Source organism: Vibrio sp. V04_P4A5T148, from assembly GCF_963875605.1.
GTDB lineage: Bacteria > Pseudomonadota > Gammaproteobacteria > Enterobacterales > Vibrionaceae > Vibrio > Vibrio anguillarum.
On sequence record NZ_CAWNMS010000024.1, the window covers coordinates 1 to 19,890 of the forward strand.

Consider the following 19,890-nt stretch of genomic DNA (forward strand, 5'->3'; position numbering starts at 1 on the left):
CGGTAAGGCAGCGGCTTTTGATGCCGCCATTCCCTGGTTCGAATCCAGGTAGCCCTGCCATATTTCATATGGTTAGCGATAAGCTACCCATAACAACGATAAATTGAGTAACCAATCCTCAGTTTATCTACAGCATAAGTTGCGGAAGTGGCGAAATTGGTAGACGCACCAGATTTAGGTTCTGGCGCCGTAAGGTGTGAGAGTTCAAGTCTCTCCTTCCGCACCATTATTTAGATGAGCAATCATCTTGTAGGGCTATCGCCAAGCGGTAAGGCAGCGGCTTTTGATGCCGCCATCCCCTGGTTCGAATCCAGGTAGCCCTGCCATTATTTGTAGTGTTAGCGATAAGCTGACCGTAAAAAGATAAGCTGAATCAATAACATTCGGTTTATTTAAAGAATACGCTGCGGAAATGGCGAAATTGGTAGACGCACCAGATTTAGGTTCTGGCGCCGCAAGGTGTGAGAGTTCAAGTCTCTCTTTCCGCACCATGATTTAAGATTGTCAAATGGCTACGTAGCTCAGTTGGTTAGAGCACATCACTCATAATGATGGGGTCACAGGTTCGAATCCCGTCGTAGCCACCATTTACAACGATAGTTTGAATAACCAATGTTCAATCTATCTACAGTACAAGTTGCGGAAGTGGCGAAATTGGTAGACGCACCAGATTTAGGTTCTGGCGCCGCAAGGTGTGAGAGTTCAAGTCTCTCCTTCCGCACCATCAATTCAAACCCAGCTTAGGCTGGGTTTTGTTTTATTAGCCTCATAACAATATATCCTTTCCTCCCGTTTTAACCGTTGATTCATTTTTCAGATCCATTATTTGATCACGTGAAAAGTGAGGCATAAAAAAATCCAGCCGAAGCTGGATTTTTAATTTAAAAGTTAACGACTTAACCAAGCAAACCAAGAGCAGCATTAGGCGCTTGTTTAGCTTGTGCCAACACTGAGCTTGATGCTTGAGAAAGGATCTGCGATTTAGTCAAGGCAGTGGTTTCTTTCGCAAAATCAGTGTCTTTGATTCGGCTCTTAGAAGCATTTACGTTTTCGTTGATGTTATCTAAGTTGTTAATCGCATGGTTGAAACGGTTTTGGAATGCACCCAGTTGAGCACGATGGCTGTCTACAAATTGCAGTGCCGCATCAACAATGGCAACTGATTCTTGCGAACCACCGACAGAGGTGACATCAATGGTATCGACTGTCACATCTTTTGCAGCTTGGAAACTCAGTTCACCCGCTAAGCTGCCACCAAAGGTTGCTACGCCATCAATACGGTTGCTATCAGTAAAGATTTGCAGTTTGCCTTCATCGTCAACAGAAGCTTTTAACATGTCGGTTTGACCATTGATGTAAGTGGCCAACTCTTCGATGTCATCGCCATCTTTTGCACTTAGGTTGATGGTTTGCTCGCCAGTACGTTTGTCAGTCAACGTAATGGTAAGATCATTAGCACCCGCTTTAACGGTCCAATCTTTATCTTGTCCATTTGCCGCTTGGTAACTCTTACCGCCCATCATTGCGTTGTCGCTGCGCATATTATTTAGGCTTAGCATGACCGCTTCACCGTTATCCGCACCGATTTGGAATGATTTCGTCTCAAAAGTACCATTGAGCAACTTATTGCCACCAAACGATGTAGTTTCAGCAATACGGTTGAGTTCGTCATTCAGCGCGGTGATCTCTTCTTGAATCGCTACGCGGTCGGCTTTCGAGTTCGAACCATTTGACGATTGTAGAGATAAGTCACGCATACGTTGCAAAATGTTGGTGGTTTCGTTCATTGCACCTTCAGCTGTCTGCGCAATTGAAATGCCATCATTTGCGTTGCGCACGGCAACATCTAAGCCTCTGCTTTGAACATTCAAACGGTTAGAGATTTGCAAACCTGCTGCGTCATCTTTTGCGTTATTAATTTTGAAGCCTGATGATAAACGTTCCATTGATAACTGTTGCGCATTGCTAGCACTGTTTAGGTAGCGTTGTGCTGTCATAGCTGAAACGTTAGTGTTTACATTAACCGCCATAGTGGTTCTCCTATTGATTTTCCGACTTAGCGTCATAGACAAACGGTTTCCGACGTCTCGGAAAACCAAGTAGTTCTCTCAAAGTACTATTATTAGCGACTGCGGTTAGGAATCCTTTAACGGGAAAACGACGATTTCGTAAAAAATAACCAATATCGATTAAAAGTGGGATAAACGCTGCAAAACTGGCTGAAATACAAAAATAGTATTAAAGATTTGACGTGATTGGTCGGCTTCACGGGCGATTGAGGAGCATTGATGAGAGCAAGAAATTATAGATAAAGAAAAGCCCCTTTTCCTTTGAGAGAACCGGGGCTAGTTGGTAGCCAGAGCCAATGTGGAGATCAGAGAAATGAACACATTACCGACTGACCGGGGCGTATGATTATCTATGACTATAAAGCAGGGTACATCTTGAGAGAGCTTTATATTCGGCCATAATCATACTTTGCCAAGGATTCCTTCACCTAACCCACGTCTGAGCTGTTGGATGAAGGGTCCTAACATTACTGCAATAGTGACATTGCAGAATTTGGCAACTGTTTTGCTTGAGCGAGAATCGAGGTACCCGCTTGTTGCAGAATCTGTGCTTTCGTCATTTGCGTGGTTTCTTTCGCAAAATCTGTATCTTTAATTCGACTGTTGGATGCTTCAACATTCTCTTGGATATTGGCCAAGTTGTTGATGCTATGGCTTAAACGGTTTTGCTTCGCACCGAGCTCTGCCCGTTGTGAATCCACATATCTCAACGCAGCATCCAGAACGCCCACTGCATTTTGAGAACCACCAACTGAGGTGATATCAATATCTTGAACCGTCGTCTTAACGCCCGGTCCGCCGTTTAGGCCAAGTTCGGTTGCCAAACCACCAGAGATGGCAAGGTCACCTTGTAAATTCGGTTCTGCGGCAAAAATTTGCAGTTTACCGTCTTGATCAACCGATGCTTTAAGCTTGTCGGTTTGACCATTAATGTAAGTCGCTAGCTCTTCAATATCATCGCCATCTTTGGCTAACACATCGAGAGTGACAAGCTCACCTGCCTGGGTGGTGAATTCAAATTTCAAATCACGCGCGCCCGCTGGAACTCCCCAATCCTTGTCCTTTCCTTGCTCTGCAAGGAACGATTGGCCGCCCATACGGAAGTCATCAGCACGTATGCTGGTAAGCCCCATAATGATCGCCTCACCTGAGCTCGCACCAATCTGGAACGATGCTTCACCAAACGAGCCGTTGAGCAGTTTACGTCCACCGAATGAGGTCGTTTCTGCAATACGGTTTAACTCATCTTGCAATGCGGTCGACTCTTCATCCAAAGCTTGTCGTTCTGACGCCGAGTTGGTGCCGTTTGCTGATTGAAGAGCAAGATCACGCATACGTTGCAAGATACTGGTCGACTCATTCATTGCCCCTTCCGCGGTCTGAGCAATCGAAATACCGTCGTTGGCATTACGCATTGCCACATCTAGGCCACGAGACTGAGCGGTTAAGCGGTTTGAAATTTGTAAGCCTGCCGCATCATCTTTAGCGCTGTTGATTTTATTACCTGATGATAAACGTTCCATCGAGGTATTTAATTCACCCGTCGCTTTATTAAGGTAACGCTGAGCAGTCATTGCTGAGACGTTAGTATTTACTGTAATGGTCATAGTTTGCTCTCCTAGTGAGTTCGCAAGCTTTTTGCGAAGCGGCCAGCTTTACTCTCATTTGGAAGCACTGACCGTGAACTTGCTAAATCCGCTATTTGCCGATTTAAAAACTTGTTGTATCAACTCTGATATAGACAATTCAATTAGTATGCCAACTTTTAAAACATCTGATATTAAAATTAATATTCTTTGTTTTTTAATCACTTAGAAGAACTTCAATCATTCTATCTTTGTGAGTGAGCATCCAGTTTTTTCTCGTTAGCAACAGAGTTGCCACTTTCGTTTGCCGCTCTATTGCCTCTTTATCTCTCGATAGTAGATGAGCAATTTCCAGGCCAATTTTTCAACACATTCCACTCTTCGCGCATATGGCTTAGCACATAAGGCATTGAAGATTAGATATAGTTGAAAAGGGTCAAATCTTTCGTTTTACCAAAAGCCAGCTGTGAAGCCTGCAACGCACGTGAATTCTCATTAAATTCAATCACCGCTTCCGCGTAATCAAGATCTTCAAAGTTACTTTTTGATTTCGCTAAACTGATTTTGAAATCTTCATGCTGTTCTTGTTGAATATCTAAAGTGCTCAAGCGTGCACCGACATCAGTACGCACTTTATTGAGATGAATAAAGGCGGCATGGAACTCTTCCGTAATTTGGTGCAGTTTCGCTGTCGTCGATGCATCCGATACGGAGCCCTGCGAGAGCTCAATCGCGTCTTTATAGCTATCAAATAAGGTAAAGGTTGAACGTGGCTCTAGGCTTAACACATCACCTTTCGAAATTTGCCCTTTTACGTGCACCGTCAGATCTTGATATCGAATGCCTTTTTGTGGATCAAACTCATCGGCCTGTACCACGCTGCCATCTTTCTCTAATTGGTAACCATATTTGCCGTTAGCCATATCAACAAACGTCACGGTATAGCGTGATGTATCATTCGAGTCTAAATTAGTTGCGCGCTCGAGCAGTAACTCTGAACCTTCGTTTAATTGATAGTTTGGTTCGTAGTTACCAAACGGGTTATCAATCTCCATAAACACTTTATTACCCGGATTATTGAACGGGATCTCTAAGCTGTTGGAGATACGCATTTTGCGCTGATAATCATCGCCGGAATAAGTCACGTTACTGGCATTATCTCTAAAAAATGGCTGATTCTTCGGCTTGGTGCCGGCAAACATGTAGTTACCGGACTCATCTTGCGTATTTGCTAGTTCAATTAAGTTGTTGAACATCTCTTGCAGCTCACGCGCTTTCGCTTCTCTATCTTCTGGAGAGAAAGAGCCGTTAATCATTTCCATAACAGTACGCTTTGCCTCATCGGTCGAGCTTTCCGCATTGGCAATGATTACTTCTTGATGCTCTAAGCGGTTTCGAACCAGCACGATTGCATCAAGATATTGGCGTAATTGCTCTTCTTGCTGCCCTACTTTTTGGATGTAATGAGTGGCTAATGGGCTATCACTGGCCGAAAGCAACTTCTTACCTGACGCTAGCTGCGCTTGGTTATGATGGATCTTTGATTCTTGACGGCGCATATCGTTTTGCACCGATTGATAGTTATGGAAGCTCGATATTCTGGTTAACATTTATCGCCTCCTATCTCAGCTGCAAAATCGTGTTGAAAGTATCATTAGCCACCTGCATGATGCGTGAGGAAGCCATATAAGCTTGTTGGAACTTCATCATGTTCGCGGCTTCCTCATCAAGGTTGACTCCGGAAATGGACGCAATGCGCTCCTGCGCTGACTCTTTTTCAAGCCTGGCCACATCACTTAAGCGTGACGCGGTGGCCAGCTGCAAACCAAAATCCGTATTGAGATCGTGATAAACCCCGAGCACGGTCGTTTCACCGTCGTTGAGTTTTTTCTCCGTTTGAATTTGCTGCATCTTACGTAAATTGCCGTTATCACCTTCTGAGGGGACAAGGTTTGCCGTAAATTTATCATTGGGTAGCGCGCCAGCCGTCAATTCAAACGTTGTACCAAGCACAGTAATCGAATTCGATGGTGGGTAGGCCTGTGGTTCTAGCAGCACGTTGCCTTTGGTATCCGTGACCGCAAATTGATCGCCCGTTGGTGAGATCACCACTTCAAATTCACGCAACCCACCTGCCGATAAAATATTAAATTTTGCCTGCCCTTGGGCAAAAGTGGTGGAGGCTTCATAACTTTGTGCGGCAATGGCTGTCGGATCGTTGGTCGCCATTTTCATAATAGCGGCACCATTACGCGTTGGACGCAGCAATATGCGCTCCCCTGCTTGAGGGGCGTTGCGAATCTCAACTCGCATTCCATCTAAAAATAAACTGCTGCCAACGACCGGAACGTTAACCCGCTCGCCCGTTGGCTTTAATACGGTATAATTGCTGCCGTTGTACTGTAGGGAGTATTCACCACTTTTCAACGCTGAAGTATCTTCGATATAGACCGCCATATCGGCTTTTGAATTGCCAGCGATGATCGCTCGCGAGCGGGCATTGACTTCAGAGTTCACATCCGTAAACAACGCTCTTCCTACATTGCCACGTAAGTCCAAGCCTTGTGATTGCAATTTGTTAACTTCATAAGAGAAAGATGTTGCCATGCGGCCAAGTTCATCCATTAGGTAAGGAATGTGCTTATCTCGCATCGTAAACAGCGCACTTAACTTACCGCCAATATCCTCAGTGGTAATGGTCTTGATCCCTTTGCCTTCAATCATGGCCAAGCGGCGCTGACTCACATCAGGATAACCATCAACCATCTTCATTTGGCTGGCTTCTGTACCTGAGACGAGCGTGTGCCCGCTCCCGATATGGATGTTAAACCCTTCAGCATTTTTACGTGGCGTCACGGTGACCTTGGTGTATTCAGACAACTCAGCCACCAATTTTTCATGCTGGTCCATTAAGTCATTGTGAGGACCAGGAGTACGCATCATTAAGCGTTGTAAATCTCGCAGCTCAAGCGCCAATTGGTTAATACGCTCAACGGCAACATCTAGCCCTTTGTTGGTCGCATCAGATTGGCGGCGAATGTTCTCGTGAAAATCATTCATGTTTTGAGTGATCAGATCCGCTTTCTCAAGTACAACTTTACGCGCACCTACATCATTCGGGCTGTCGGCGAGGGTTTTAATCGCATCAAACCATTCGTTTAAGTTTTCAGGGATTTTTTTCGAGGCCACTGACGACAATAACTTTGAAAGCATGTCTAAATTTTCTTCGTCGTCACGCTTAAAGGAAAAGCTGGTGGTAGATAGGTTTAATTCATTAACGGCAAATTGATCCCATGAGCGGCGAACTTTTTCCACATGTACGCCCATACCGTAGGTTTCACCACCGTATTGGCGAGGCGTATTGGTCCCTTGGATCACAGACTGACGGCTGTAACCTTCTGTATTAACATTAGAAATGTTATGACCTGTGGTGCTGAGTTGTCTCTGAGCGGTAAGTACACTTTGGGTACCTAGATTCAGAAGATCCGACGCCATACTGCCCCCGAAAACCTAATCAAATCAGTGGTTACTGAATATCTAAGTTAGTAATTGCAATATGTATGCCAAAGGAGTTTCAAAGAGGAGATTAGACAAAACAAAGGAAAGATAAAAGCCAGCAAAGCTGGCTTTAGAGGGGTTATTCCATTGCTTCAATTTGAGATTTTACTCTCAGCACTTTTTCAGCATAGTACGGGTCCGTCGCGTAACCAGCAGCGTGCAGGCCACGAATGAAAGACTCATCGCTGCCATTATGGTTCAGCGCCACAGTGTAGCGCGGATTGTCATTGAGAAAACGAACATAGTCATTAAAACTGTCTTGATAATTTCCATAAGAACGGAACGCAGCTTTTTCCATCACGGGTGTATTATCATGATATTCAATAGTTTGCGTCGCCACTTTCTCACCTAACCAACTTTTATCCGCTTTGATGTTGAATAAGTTATTACTGCTACCACGAGCATTTTGAACAACTTTTTGTCCCCATCCGGTTTCTAATGCCGCTTGAGCAAGTAGCAGTGAAGAGTCAACACCTAATGCCCGCGCTGCTTTTTCAGCATAAGGTTTCATTGAAGCCACAAACGCTTGCGGCGAATCAAATCGACTCGATTCGACCTTGCTAGGTTCGATCGTTTCTTGCGTTGAGAGGCGGCGGGTGTTACTGCGTTCGATACGGCGCATGGCTTCTTGGAAACCATCTTGCGTCGGGTCGGTTATTGATGGATCGTTTTTCGAGGTGCCGTTAGCCTGACTGAGCTGCGCCACAATCATATCGGCAAGCCCTAAAGAACCGGAGGCACTGAGCTCGCTCGACATTTGTTCATCAAGCATTTGTCGATAGAAATCTTCGTTTTGGCTGTTGAACATCTCAGATTTAAAATCGGCATTGGCGTCGCGCATCGATTTGAACAACATTGAGGTAAAAATCGCTTCAAACTGTTTGGCTGCGGCCTTGAGCGCCGCTGACTCGCCTTCTTTATCACCGGTTTTTGCTTGCTGACGTAGCTTATCTAAGCTAGCAATATCATGAATAAAGCCAATATCATTGGGATTATTAATCATCTTCCTCTCCTAGATAATGATCAGTTGGCCTTCAATCGCGCCTGCTTGTTTCAATGCTTGCAGAATCGCCATCAAATCTGAAGGGGCTGCGCCCACTTCGTTGACCGCGCGCACTAAATCATCCAAGGTCAAACCCGGTTCAAATTTAAACATTTTACCTTGTGCTTCAGACACTTCTATTTGGCTATTAGGCACCACAGCTGTCTGACCACCCGCTAACGCATTGGGCTGACTGACATTCAAATTCTCTTTAATGGCAACAGTCATACCACCGTGTGTCACCGCAGCAGGTTTTAAGCGCACATGCTGGCCGACAACAATGGTACCAGTTCGAGAATTAACGATAATTTTGGCTGAGCCATCCGCTGGATCAAACTCAACATTTTCGATTGCAGAAAGAAACGCGACGCGCTGCCCAACATCTCGTGGTGCACGGATACGTACTGACGTTGCATCAACCGCGGTCGCCATCTCTGGGCCTAGGAAGTTATTCACTGCATCTGCCATACGTTGCGCCGTGGTGAAGTCAGATTCAAGCAAATTGAAGGTAATAAAATCGCCACGGCTAAAAGGTGTTGGCACTTCGCGTTCCACCATAGCGCCGCCTGAAATCAGGCCAACCGTTGGGTTATTGCCGACAATTTTAGAACCATCAGCACCGGTGGCACTAAAACCACTGACCACTAAATTACCTTGGGCCACGGCGTAAATTTGACCATCCAACCCCTTAAGGAAGGTTTGCATTAGAGTGCCGCCACGTAAACTTTTAGCAGAGCCGATAGAAGAAACGGTGACATCGACACTTTGACCTTGCTTGGAAAACGCTGGTAATTCGGCCGTCACAATCACGGCGGCAACGTTCTTTGTTTTCGGTTTAGTGCCCGGCGGCAATTGAATGCCGAAATTTTGCAACATGGCGTTAAAACTTTGGTCGGTGAACGGTGTCGATTCGCCCGTTCCCGGTAGCCCAGTGACTAGACCATAACCCACTAATTGGTTACTCCGCACGCCCGCAACTTGAGAGACATCTTTGATACGGGCCGCTTGTGCATGGGTTGCGATGAGCAACAGACTTAAAACAAGCAGGGTGAATTTTTTCATGGTCTAGTACCTTAATTTCTACGTTTCTTTACGCCAGAACTCCGGCGTTACAGAGAGACATTAAAGAATCGTGCCAAGAATCCAGGTTCTTGCATATCTTGATTGGTGCCTGTACCTGAATATTGGATGCGTGCATTAGAAATACGAGTAGAAGCAATGGTGTTGTCAAAGTCGATATCATCGGGACGAATGGTACCGCTTAAGCGAATGTATTCATCGCCAGTGTTCAGTGTGAGCCATTTTTCACCACGGATGACTAAGTTGCCGTTGGCGAGTACTTCAATCACTTCAACCGTGATCGAACCAGAAATACTGTTACTTTGGTTGGCTGCAGAACTGCCATTGAACTTGTTGTCATTTTTCAACGCATAAGAGAAGTTGTAATCACCCACGGTGAGATCTTTACCGCCGACAGCGAGTGGGTCCATAGACGCATCATTGGATTTGGATAGATCCGCATCAGCACTCTTGGCCGCTTTAGTACTTTCATCAAGATTGACGGTAATAATATCGCCAATGCCACGCGGTTTTGAATCATCATAAAGACTGTTCATTTGTGCCAAATTAAACAGTGAACCAGTTTCCGCGGCATAATGTTCTGGTTTCTGTTTTGGATGAATGGGGGCCCAAGCGGGATCACCGGCTACGGGATCGGAACGCTTACGCATTGAGTCCAGTAAACCAGAACCTTCTTCTGCAGACTTATCCCCTTCAACCGCGTCCACCACGGTTGTACCTTGAACCACTTCAGGAGTATCGACGGGTGGCGGCATTAACGAGCAACCAGACAAAGCAGTAACCAATACAAGACTCAATAGACGTTTCATCGCAGCATTCTCTTAGTTAATGATTAGAGTTGTTGGTTCACAAAACTCATCATCTTATCGACTGCTGAGATGACTTTTGAGTTCATTTCGTAAACGCGTTGCGCTTCAATCATGTTGACCAACTCTTCTGTGACGTTCACGTTAGAGGTTTCAAGCATGGATTGACGAACATCACCGAGGCCGTCAAGCCCTGGCACCCCTTCTTGTGGATCACCACTAGCACCGGTCGGTAGATACAAGTTTTGACCAATCGGCTCTAGACCGCCTGGGTTGATAAAATCAACCGTGGTAATTTGTCCAACCACTTGGTTATTTTGCTGGCCACGAAGCCTAACTGACACTTCACCATCATTACCGACAGTAATAGAGATTGCATCAGGTGGAATAACAATTTCCGGCTCTAAATTATATCCAGCACCGGAAGTCACAATTGCCCCTTCGTCGTTGAGGGTAAATTGACCATTGCGGCTATAAGCGATATTGCCATCTGGCATCAGGATTTGGAAAAAGCCGTCACCTTCAATCATCATATCGAGGCTATTGGTCGTGGTTTGTACGTTGCCGTGGGTATGCACTTTTTGTGTTGCCACGACTTTAGAACCCGCACCAAGCATCAAACCGCTTGGCAGTTTGGTATTTTGCGAAGATTGACCGCCCGGTTGATTAATATTTTGATAAAACAGATCTTCAAATACCGCACGACCCTTTTTAAAACCAATAGTCGAGGCGTTCGCTAGGTTGTTTGAGATAGTGGCAATATTGGTTTGTTGGGCATCAAGCCCGGTTTTACTTACCCATAATGCAGGTTGCATAGTAATCTCCTTTAACGCTTATCAGCTCATACGAAGTAATGAGTCGGACGATTTGTCCATCTCTTCTGCGGTGCTCATCATTTTGACTTGCATTTCAAATTGACGTTGTAGCTCAATCAAGCTAGTCATCTCACCCACCGCATTGACATTACTGCCTTCCAGCGCACCTTTTAATAGCTTTACGCTAGCATCTGCTTCGAATGCTGCATTAGGATCTTTAGCACGGAATAAACCATTCGTATCTTTGTATAGGGATTGATTATTGGGTCGAACCAGTTTAATTCGGCCTACCACTTCCATCGCATCGGCTGGAGCGCCTTGCGGACGAACGGAAATAGTACCGTCATTACCGATTTCTACTTTACTCAATGGAATAGGTAGAGTGATTGGCGCGCCCGTTCCATCTAGCACTAGATGGCCGCTACCATTTATGAGCATGCCATTTTGGTCAATGCTTAGGTTGCCACTGCGGGTTAACCCCTCTTTGCCGGTTTTATCCATCATGGAAATCCAACCGTCACCTTGAATGGTGATATCGAGATCGCGCCCTGTGGTAATGACACTGCCTTGCGCAAAATTATGTCCCGGACGTTCTGTCATGCTAAACACGCGGCTCGGTAACCCTTCGCCATAAGCTTGCATTGAGCGAGCTTGCGCCAAATCAGCACGGAACCCCGTGGTACTGACGTTTGCTAAATTGTTCGCTCTTAATTGCATGGCTTGCATGTTTTGCTTTGCGCCACTCATGGCGAGAAACAGTGCGCGATCCATAATCTGCTCCAATAATCATCGTTCGATCATTAAAAGCAATTGACGTGCCAACTTATATTTAAACTAAAAATCAATAGGTTAAATGTAATTGCACAAAAAATAGGGAGGATATAACGAAGATTGCCGCGAACAGATGGCAACAATACCAAGCTAACATTGCCGCTAACTTGGTATTGCCATTGGATGACGTTAAAAGAATTAACGGATCTGCAGTATGTTTTGTTGTAGCTGGTTGTGAACTTCAAGCGCACGCGAGTTCGCTTGGAAGTTGCGCTGAGCAGAGATAAGATCCACCAGCTCTTGAGTCATATCAATGTTGGATTGTTCAATAACACCATTGCTGATGGTACCAAATGAGCCTTTGTTTGATTCACCCCAAATTTTATCACCTGAGAATTGAGTCGAATCCCACTGCGTACCACCTTTTTTATCTAAGCCTTGTTCATTGGCTACGCGGACAAGCCCCACACGTCCTAGAATGGTATTTTGACCATTTGAGTAAGTGGCTAGCACACTGCCATTTTCATCGAAATCGATCTTCGTCAAAAAGCCCGTGGTTGCACCATCTTGTACAAATTTAGTCAACTCAAATGGAGCGGCAAATTGCGTAGCCGAATCGAGACTGAACGACAATGTTTGGTTAGCATCCGCACCGTTGAGTTCAACTGGGTTTGCCCCCAAACCTAAAGGCTCGGTTACAATTTGCTGACCATTATTCATGCTGGCTAGCGTACCATCATTATTAAACTTCATGGTATGCCCAATATGACCCGTCGGCGTAGTAGCATCACCACCAACTACATTGATTGGTTTCTCACCAGTTTTATCCGTCACGGTGTAATAGGTTTGCCATGTGTTAGCTTGCGTCTGATCTTTGAGGTAATAGGATGTCAACTTATAAGGCTGACCCATCGAATCGTAGATCGTAGATGAGGTGGTACGGTTGTACGTCTCAGGATCAGTAATATCAAATAAGGTTGGGTCTTTTAACTTACCATTAGCTGGCAAGTTCGCGCCAAGTTCAACATTGGCTGTCTGTTTAGGTTTACCAAACTGAGCAGGAATATTGATAGGTTTTGGCTCATACGAAAGAACATCACCAGTATCAGGGTTAACATCATAGCCAAGCAAAAACTCGTCATTTGACGTTACCATGTAATCATTTTTATCGAGGTGGAAAGCACCATTTCTGGTCAACTCATTTTGTTGAGGCGTCAGCTTATCTTTCGCAACCGCAAAGAACCCCGTTCCCGCAACGCGCAAGTCCATCGGGTTATTAGTATAAATACTGGAACCTTCGTGGAATTGTTGTGCCACTTTGTTCGCCTGAACACCTTGACCAGGAGTGGTTTTGGAGTTGGTAAACAATGAGGTTGAGTAAACATCACCAAACTCAGCACGCGACTCTTTAAAACCAAAGGTATTCGCGTTAGCAATGTTGTTACTGGTGGTGTTCAGATCTAACTGAGCTGCGGATAAACCGCTTAATGATATATACGACATTCCAAAATCTCCTATCTAGCTAGCATATCTACTCTATAAAGAGTTACGCTTTGCCAACTTCTAGTACTTCAGCAAGTTTAACTGGCGATGTAAATCCAGCCAGATTGAGCAGTACGTTACCATCACCTTTACCCAGCAGAACGCTATTGACGTTTGCGTAAGTCGATACCGCAAACTCCTTGCTTTCTCCATCGAGCAAACCCGAAGCTTTCACTTGGTATTTGCCGCCCGGCAATGGATTACCGTTTTGATCGTTACCGTCCCATTCAACGCGATTATCACCGGCTGATTTAGCCCCGACATCAAAGGTACGAACCAATTGTCCAGCTTCATTCTCTATTCGGACAAACAAGTTCTCTAAACTTTGAGGAAGTTTGACCATCGCAGCCATCCCAGCACCCTCTTTTTTGATCCCTGCCGCTCCCGGGACTAAGACATCACGGCCAACCAGTGATGAAGCCTGTAGAGCTTGGTTGGATGTCATCGACGAGTTGAGACTCTCAAACTGAGTGTTCATTTTGCCGATACCATCAACTGTGGCAAATGACGCCATTTGGGCGATCATCTGGTCATTACTGACCGGTTTAAAAGGATCTTGCTGAGCCAGTTGTTTGGTGAGTAACGATAGGAAGTCTTCTTGTTTAAGATCTTGCTTCCCCGTTGTCTCTTCTGTTTTCTTTTGGTCTTGAAGACTTTTCAGCTGGTCAACATAAGACAAGCCGCTTTGACCAATGTTATTTATTCCGGCCATACGCTACCTCCTTATCTTATTGACCCATCTGCAGCGTGCGCAGCAGCATTTGTTTACTTGCATCAGCCACCTGCACGTTCGTTTGATAAGAACGAGAAGCCGAAATCATGTTAGCCATCTCTTCCATCACATTGACATTAGGCTTGTAAATATAGCCTTCATCGTTGGCAAGTGGGTGATCTGGGTTATATTCTGCGTTAAGCGGTTTATCGCTTTCAACAATACCTAATACTTTTACAGGTACATTATGATCACGGTTATAACGCGCTTTACTTAACTCTGCACCAAACACCGCGTGACGCGCTTTGTAAGTATCTTTCGCCGAACTACTCACACTATCCGCATTGGCTAAGTTACTTGAGGTCGTATTTAGACGAACAGATTCAGCACTCATTGCAGAACCAGTCACATTGAACACATTAAATAAGCTCATCTACTTATTCCCCTTTGATTGCTTTCGTTAAGTTCTTGAATTTACTTCCTAAGAAGTCCAGTGAGGCTTGGTGTCTGATCTGGTTTTGCATAAACAAGTTACGCTCTAAATCTACGTCCACCGTGTTGCCATCACCCGTATCAGGTTGAGTCGGAATTCGATAGAGACTCTCGCCAGTTACTTTCGTGGAGGCAGATATATGCCGACCATCCGTACGGCTAAGACCAATGCTTGCCCCTGAACTTGCCGCCTGCAATGCTTTTTGAAAGTCCATTCCTTTTGCTTTAAAGCCCGGTGTGTTCGCCTGTGCAATATTGGTGGAAATCACCTCAGCATTGCGCTCACGTACACCAACCGTGTGTTGGTGAATACCTAATGCGTTGTCAAAAGAAATAGCCATGTTTGCCTCTACACTAAAAACTGACTGTTACTACTCATATTAAAAGCAATTAACGTACCAACTTAAAAAAACGAACAATGTTTACAACAATTTTTTCTAAATAAGAATCAATCGAAATGTAAGCAAAATATACGCCGCTTTATCCACTTGTCGCCCATAACTTCAGTAAATCTCACCAATCAAAACGAAATTAGGGGAAAGAAAAAGCCCAGCAAAAGCTGGGCAAGTAACTAAAAGTAAGCAAGTAACTCAACGTAAGAATGTGGCTATTTGAGTTTATAAATGATGCCAGGGTTACAACGAACCATTTCAAACTTATCGGTCAATCCTGTCAGTGACTCCGATGCGCCGAGCAATAAGTAGCCACCGGGGTTTAAGCTACTAGCCATTTGATTTAATACTTTCGACTTCATATCAGGTGAGAAATAAATCAAAACGTTACGACAGAAAATAATATCGAATTTACCCAATAAGGCATAGCTCTCCATTAAGTTCTGAGGACGGAAGTTAACTAAACGCTTAACGTTATCTTTGATTTTCATTCGGCCATCACCAGCATCCTCAAAAAAGATTTTGCGACGCTCCGGTGATAACCCTCTGCCAAGTGCTAAATTGTCATAGATCCCCGCTTTACACATATCCAGCATGCTGGCAGAAATATCCGTCGCGGTGATGGCTACGCTCGGCAACATACCCGGCTTGCGCTGTTGAGTTTCCAGCACCGTCATCGCCATTGAGTAAGGCTCTTGACCTGAAGAGCTTGCCGCTGACCAAATTTTTATAGGGCGTTTATTTGCAGCGACCTCGGGTAATAGACGTTCCGCTAAAACGGTGAATGGATAAGCATCACGGAACCACAGTGTTTCGTTGGTGGTCATGGCATCGACCGCTGCAACTCGTAGCTCACGGTTTCGCCCCGTAACCACATCACGTAACAAGTCAGAAAGAGAGGTTAACTTGAATTTAGCAACCAGTGGACTTAAGCGACTTCTCACTAAGTACTGTTTGCTATCTCCAAGTACAATCCCGCACTGAGATTCCAAAAAACGGCTGAAATCGCGATATTCTTGATCGCTTATAGTTATAGCAGTCATTAATTTCTCTTTAGTTAACTAGTGCAGCTTTCACCGCATTCCCAAGCTCATCAGGGTTGAATTTAGCAATGAATGAGTTTGCACCCACTCGCTCAACCATGGCTTGGTTAAAAACGCCGCTCAGTGAAGAGTGAAGAATAACGTATAGATCTTTCAAATCTGAATTTCTACGTATCTCTGCTGTTAATGTATAGCCGTCCATTTCAGGCATTTCAATATCAGAGATCACTAAAGATATTTGATTGTAAATTGGCCCTTCTGCTGCCATCTCGATCAATTTTTCATACGCCTCTTTACCATCTTTAACAGCAACGACTTCAAAACCTATCGATTCTACTGCTCTTTGAACCTGTTTACGCGCAACGGTTGAGTCATCGGCAATTAAAATTCGACGGATGATCTCTTTTTCTGTTTCTACTTGGGCGATCGATTCACCAATCGATGAATCCATTGTCTCATTAACCGGAGAAATCTCTGCCAAAATTTTCTCTACATCGAGAATTTCTACCAATTCGTTATCGATATTGGTGACTGCGGTTAAGTAGTTATCTTTGCCTGAGCCATCTGGTGGAGGAAGAATGGCTTCCCAGTGCATGTTTACAATTCGATCCACCGAGCTGACCAAGAAAGCTTGGATAGATCGGTTGAATTCAGCAATGACCACAAAACACTTATCAAGGTCCGCGGTGGGACGTCCGCCCACGGCCAAACTCAAATCAATGACAGAAACGGTTTGACCACGAATATGAGCAACACCTTTGACTAGGCGATGTAAATTGGGCATCAAAGTTAACTTAGGGCACTGGAGCACCTCTTTAACTTTAAATACGTTGATACCATAACGTTGCCGTCCCATTAGACGAAACGTTAAGAGTTCTAATCGGTTTTGACCAACGAGTTGCGTACGCTGATTCACAGAATCAAGAATACCCGTCATAAGCTCATCTCCATCTCAAACTTTTATGCAAAAAAGTGGTAGTCTACTACAGGCTATGAAGAAACCAGAGAAACAGAATGATGCATACAAAAATATGTTTACATCTACTTTCCATAACTAAGTGTAGAGCTTTCTATAGAAATTTTTATCTCTCTATCGGCTTTTTATTGTTTTTCTTTAATTTTTCTCTTCATTCTGCCACTTTGCCGCAAGTTGAAGCCATTCAACAAGCTGCGGAACAACATGTTTTAGAAACTATTGAGTGGCCTCCCAGCGGGGAGTTAAACGTAAAAGCGGCAAATGTTGATGACCGAATTTATGCCACCGACTGCCCCACACCGTTATCGACCTCTTCCTCATCCAGTAATGGTTCTGCAAGTAATATCACAGTTCTGGTTGAATGCATTGAAGATAACTGGAAAATTTATGTTCCTGTAAGACTGACCATTTCACTGCCACTTGTCACCGTTGCCGTACCCATTTCTCGTGGGCAGCAAATTACGCAGCAAGATGTCTTGATTACAATGGTAGACTTACACCGCTTTAGACGACAAGGTTTTTCCGATATAAATCGTATCGTCGGAGCTAAAGTGAAAAAAAACATGCGTATTGGCGATGTCGTTGAGCAAGATGATATATGCGTCGTATGTCGTAATGAAAACGTTATGATTCAAGCAGTCAAGCAGGGAATGATCATCACAACCAAAGGAACCGCTTTAAGTGATGGTATTTTTGGTGAGCAGATAAAAGTGAAAAATGATAAATCAAACCGTATAATAGATGCACAAGTAACCGGTATTGGCGAAGTCACGGTTCAATTTTAACGCTTTCATTACACTTCTAAATGTGTTTACGTTGTTAAGAAAGTGAAACAGAAAAAAAAGCTAAAGTAATCACAAGCACCGTCGATATTGACTGTACAGGTTTCCATTATTATTAATAAGGCTCACATATGGCAGGTATTGATAACATACGTTCGGGGCAAACATTAACGACGACAAATCGTAGTAATGCTCGTACTGAATCGAATGCATCTCCATCGACATCCGGCTCGGTCACTCGTTCACCTCAAAATCAAGATGCGGTATCACTTAGTACCCAAGGTAAGGCCATTGGTGAAATGCACAACCAAATGGTATCTCAGCCAAGTTTTGATAGTGTCAAAGTCGCTGCAATTAAAGATGCGATAGCCAATGGCTCATATAGAGTCGACCCAGAAAAGTTGGCTGATAATATGATTAAATTTGAAAAAGAGTTGGGTGGTTTTAACTAGCCCTACTTTTGACTAATTAAGGCAACATACAATGGCTGTATTAAAAGACTTAGTCGATTTCCAATTGAAAAATGCACTAGAACTCTCTTCGCTACTTGAACAAGAAAAGTTAGCAATTACGAGCCGTTCATCAAGTGAAATCGAAGCTATTGCCAAACAAAAGATGACCTTAGTTGGACAACTTCAACAAACTGACCTCCGAATTGCGAAACATCCCCATGTCGTGAGCCTGGCTGAAGATGTACTCCTGTCGCAAATCGTTGATCAGATTCGTTCCATTGTTCACGATTGCCAGCAAGCAAACCTTGTTAATGGTGAAGCGCTACAACGTGCACAACTCAGTTTTAATAAACTCAATAATTTGATGCAGCAAAGCCACGGAAAAATTGGCATGACGTATAACGCTGGTGGGCAAACCCACACTGTGTCCACTTTAGGGACCAATATTAAAGCGTAATCAACATGCAGCTGAGTGACTAAACTTTTAAGCTGAAACGAATTAAACAGAAAAGCGGCAAACTTTGCCGCTTTTTCGATCTGGAGAGAAGGAAGATTTAGAAGAGTGTTTGTTGACGTTTTTCTGGTACTTGCTGAACTTCTCCGTAGTCACGCAGTTTATCCATCTTACGGATATCGAGACGTAACTCAGTAACATAACTGTCACCCACCTTATAACTGCGGACCACTTCTGCTCCGCGGATAACACCATCAACCGCTCCCGACGTCAGCTCTGTGCCCAATCGCTGATCTTGTAGTTCAGCACGACCACTCACTCGCATTCCATAGACTTGCTCTGCCAGTTCGCGATAAGCATCGATTTTAGAGGCACGCATTGCACGGACTTGCTTTTCATCCACACTACGCCCAGTTTGCTCACTGATATTGGCATAACCTACCGCCGTCAACCATTCATCAGCGCGCATGGTTTGCAAGGGCTGGCAACCCACCATCATGATAGTCACTAGAAGTAATAGCCATTTTTTCATTGGTTTCTCCTATGGACGCAAGATAACCGTATACGGCTGCTTAATCGTAGGGTCAGAGCGAATTAACACACCATCTTGTGTACGGATACTGTTGAGCGTATCAAGATCACGACCAATACGATCGGCAGGCAAGAAGCCTTGTGCGGTAGCAACCACAACACGAGACTGCATTCCCACAACACGAGCATTGACTAATACACCGCCTTCTTGACGAAGCATTGTCCCTGTCAGTATGTATTGGATTTCTTGCTCTTGAGCGAGGTCTTTCCAGTCACGACTGAAAGCAAAATCACCTTGCTGCGTTACCTGAATCGAGCCTGTGGTTTTGAAATCAACCACTTTAAATCCTCGACGCTGAAACTGATGGATAAATCCTTCAGAAACCGAGTTACCCAACCAGTTAGTCGCGTCCATACTTTGCAGGTCCACAAACGATGTTACAGCAATAGGAGTGCGAGCAGAAACACTAGTATTGGACACCATCAAATCTTCTGTCATGCTTTCAACAAAGAAGTCCAACGTGTGACGTGGGCTCTCCATTAGCATAAACTGTGAACCATTGTATGGCTCTTTACCGTTATAAATCGGGGCGTAGGCACAAGCAGTTAACAAAACTGCTGGCACTATCGAAAGCCATTTTTTCATTCTCTTATCTCCAGATATACTGAGGCAATCTTGATTCCAAACTTCAGATTAAAAAACTTGGAACACTCTTTGCTTTTCAAAACTTGTTACACTTTCAAAACGCACTGCCTACATCAGCTAAGATTTTAAAAGCAAAATTTA

The 19,890-nt window shown here is 44.4% G+C and carries 20 protein-coding genes and 5 tRNA genes; 8 read left to right on the forward strand and 17 right to left on the reverse strand.

Annotated features, from left to right (window positions below; genetic code table 11):
* Window positions 1-141 precede the first annotated feature (141 nt).
* From AACT18_RS03175 to AACT18_RS03195, 5 genes are all read left to right on the forward strand, one after another.
* Window positions 142-226, forward strand: a tRNA-Leu gene (locus AACT18_RS03175).
* Window positions 227-251: 25 nt separating this feature from the next.
* Window positions 252-326 (forward strand) — tRNA-Gln (locus tag AACT18_RS03180).
* Between the two features lie 80 nt (window positions 327-406).
* Window positions 407-491: transfer RNA gene (locus AACT18_RS03185), tRNA-Leu, on the forward strand.
* A 19-nt stretch (window positions 492-510) separates the two neighbouring features.
* A tRNA-Met gene (locus AACT18_RS03190) sits at window positions 511-587 on the forward strand.
* Window positions 588-639: 52 nt separating this feature from the next.
* Window positions 640-724 (forward strand) — tRNA-Leu (locus AACT18_RS03195).
* Between the two features lie 172 nt (window positions 725-896).
* On the opposite strand, the gene AACT18_RS03200 is transcribed toward AACT18_RS03195, so the two are convergent.
* The 15 genes from AACT18_RS03200 to AACT18_RS03270 all read right to left on the reverse strand — a co-directional run bounded on the left by AACT18_RS03200 (window position 897) and on the right by AACT18_RS03270 (window position 16,845).
* Window positions 897-2,030, reverse strand: a complete 1,134-nt coding sequence (locus AACT18_RS03200) for a flagellin (RefSeq protein WP_026029038.1) — start codon at window positions 2,028-2,030, stop codon at window positions 897-899.
* Between the two features lie 506 nt (window positions 2,031-2,536).
* Window positions 2,537-3,676, reverse strand: coding sequence for a flagellin (locus tag AACT18_RS03205; protein WP_017045944.1), 1,140 nt, complete (start codon window positions 3,674-3,676; stop codon window positions 2,537-2,539).
* A 395-nt stretch (window positions 3,677-4,071) separates the two neighbouring features.
* The gene (gene flgL, locus AACT18_RS03210) at window positions 4,072-5,265 is read right to left on the reverse strand and encodes a flagellar hook-associated protein FlgL (protein ID WP_013856259.1); all 1,194 of its coding nucleotides are present in this window, start codon (window positions 5,263-5,265) and stop codon (window positions 4,072-4,074) included.
* A gap of 10 nt (window positions 5,266-5,275) precedes the next feature.
* Window positions 5,276-7,150: a flagellar hook-associated protein FlgK gene (flgK, locus tag AACT18_RS03215; RefSeq protein WP_017045945.1), complete on the reverse strand. Its 1,875-nt coding sequence runs from the start codon at window positions 7,148-7,150 to the stop codon at window positions 5,276-5,278.
* A gap of 142 nt (window positions 7,151-7,292) precedes the next feature.
* The gene (flgJ, locus tag AACT18_RS03220) at window positions 7,293-8,216 is read right to left on the reverse strand and encodes a flagellar assembly peptidoglycan hydrolase FlgJ (RefSeq protein ID WP_094125348.1); all 924 of its coding nucleotides are present in this window, start codon (window positions 8,214-8,216) and stop codon (window positions 7,293-7,295) included.
* 9 nt (window positions 8,217-8,225) lie between these two features.
* On the reverse strand, window positions 8,226-9,317 hold the full coding sequence (locus AACT18_RS03225; protein ID WP_013856256.1) for a flagellar basal body P-ring protein FlgI: 1,092 nt from the start codon (window positions 9,315-9,317) through the stop codon (window positions 8,226-8,228).
* 47 nt (window positions 9,318-9,364) lie between these two features.
* Window positions 9,365-10,144 carry a flagellar basal body L-ring protein FlgH gene (flgH, locus tag AACT18_RS03230; protein WP_017045947.1) on the reverse strand — a complete coding sequence of 260 codons (780 nt, stop codon included), beginning with the start codon at window positions 10,142-10,144 and terminating at the stop codon, window positions 9,365-9,367.
* Window positions 10,145-10,167: 23 nt separating this feature from the next.
* On the reverse strand, window positions 10,168-10,956 hold the full coding sequence (gene flgG, locus AACT18_RS03235) for a flagellar basal-body rod protein FlgG (RefSeq protein ID WP_010319379.1): 789 nt from the start codon (window positions 10,954-10,956) through the stop codon (window positions 10,168-10,170).
* Between the two features lie 21 nt (window positions 10,957-10,977).
* Window positions 10,978-11,727, reverse strand: a complete 750-nt coding sequence (gene flgF / locus AACT18_RS03240; protein WP_026027903.1) for a flagellar basal-body rod protein FlgF — start codon at window positions 11,725-11,727, stop codon at window positions 10,978-10,980.
* 198 nt (window positions 11,728-11,925) lie between these two features.
* Window positions 11,926-13,230: a flagellar hook protein FlgE gene (flgE, locus tag AACT18_RS03245; RefSeq protein ID WP_026027395.1), complete on the reverse strand. Its 1,305-nt coding sequence runs from the start codon at window positions 13,228-13,230 to the stop codon at window positions 11,926-11,928.
* A 43-nt stretch (window positions 13,231-13,273) separates the two neighbouring features.
* Window positions 13,274-13,981 (reverse strand): flagellar hook assembly protein FlgD, encoded by a 708-nt coding sequence (gene flgD, locus AACT18_RS03250; RefSeq protein ID WP_017049694.1) that lies wholly within the window; start codon window positions 13,979-13,981, stop codon window positions 13,274-13,276.
* A 16-nt stretch (window positions 13,982-13,997) separates the two neighbouring features.
* Window positions 13,998-14,414, reverse strand: coding sequence for a flagellar basal body rod protein FlgC (flgC, locus tag AACT18_RS03255; protein WP_010319383.1), 417 nt, complete (start codon window positions 14,412-14,414; stop codon window positions 13,998-14,000).
* Between the two features lie 4 nt (window positions 14,415-14,418).
* Window positions 14,419-14,814, reverse strand: coding sequence for a flagellar basal body rod protein FlgB (gene flgB, locus AACT18_RS03260; protein WP_013856251.1), 396 nt, complete (start codon window positions 14,812-14,814; stop codon window positions 14,419-14,421).
* A gap of 266 nt (window positions 14,815-15,080) precedes the next feature.
* Window positions 15,081-15,908 carry a protein-glutamate O-methyltransferase gene (locus AACT18_RS03265; protein ID WP_013856250.1) on the reverse strand — a complete coding sequence of 276 codons (828 nt, stop codon included), beginning with the start codon at window positions 15,906-15,908 and terminating at the stop codon, window positions 15,081-15,083.
* Between the two features lie 10 nt (window positions 15,909-15,918).
* Window positions 15,919-16,845 carry a chemotaxis protein CheV gene (locus AACT18_RS03270; protein ID WP_013856249.1) on the reverse strand — a complete coding sequence of 309 codons (927 nt, stop codon included), beginning with the start codon at window positions 16,843-16,845 and terminating at the stop codon, window positions 15,919-15,921.
* 77 nt (window positions 16,846-16,922) lie between these two features.
* Between AACT18_RS03270 and flgA the strand changes: the two genes are divergently transcribed.
* The 3 genes from flgA to AACT18_RS03285 all read left to right on the forward strand — a co-directional run bounded on the left by flgA (window position 16,923) and on the right by AACT18_RS03285 (window position 18,575).
* A complete protein-coding gene (gene flgA / locus AACT18_RS03275) occupies window positions 16,923-17,669 on the forward strand; it encodes a flagellar basal body P-ring formation chaperone FlgA (protein ID WP_013856248.1) in 747 nt (248 codons plus the stop codon).
* Between the two features lie 128 nt (window positions 17,670-17,797).
* Entirely contained in the window at window positions 17,798-18,118 is a 321-nt protein-coding gene (gene flgM, locus AACT18_RS03280) for a flagellar biosynthesis anti-sigma factor FlgM (RefSeq protein WP_094125349.1), read from the forward strand.
* 31 nt (window positions 18,119-18,149) lie between these two features.
* Window positions 18,150-18,575: a flagella synthesis protein FlgN gene (locus AACT18_RS03285; RefSeq protein ID WP_013856246.1), complete on the forward strand. Its 426-nt coding sequence runs from the start codon at window positions 18,150-18,152 to the stop codon at window positions 18,573-18,575.
* A 97-nt stretch (window positions 18,576-18,672) separates the two neighbouring features.
* Here AACT18_RS03285 and flgP read toward each other — a convergent pair whose 3' ends face one another.
* Both flgP and AACT18_RS03295 read right to left on the reverse strand, forming a co-directional pair.
* The gene (flgP, locus tag AACT18_RS03290; RefSeq protein ID WP_017043110.1) at window positions 18,673-19,104 is read right to left on the reverse strand and encodes a flagellar assembly lipoprotein FlgP; all 432 of its coding nucleotides are present in this window, start codon (window positions 19,102-19,104) and stop codon (window positions 18,673-18,675) included.
* Window positions 19,105-19,113: 9 nt separating this feature from the next.
* Window positions 19,114-19,749: a FlgO family outer membrane protein gene (locus AACT18_RS03295; RefSeq protein WP_013856244.1), complete on the reverse strand. Its 636-nt coding sequence runs from the start codon at window positions 19,747-19,749 to the stop codon at window positions 19,114-19,116.
* Window positions 19,750-19,890 lie beyond the last annotated feature (141 nt).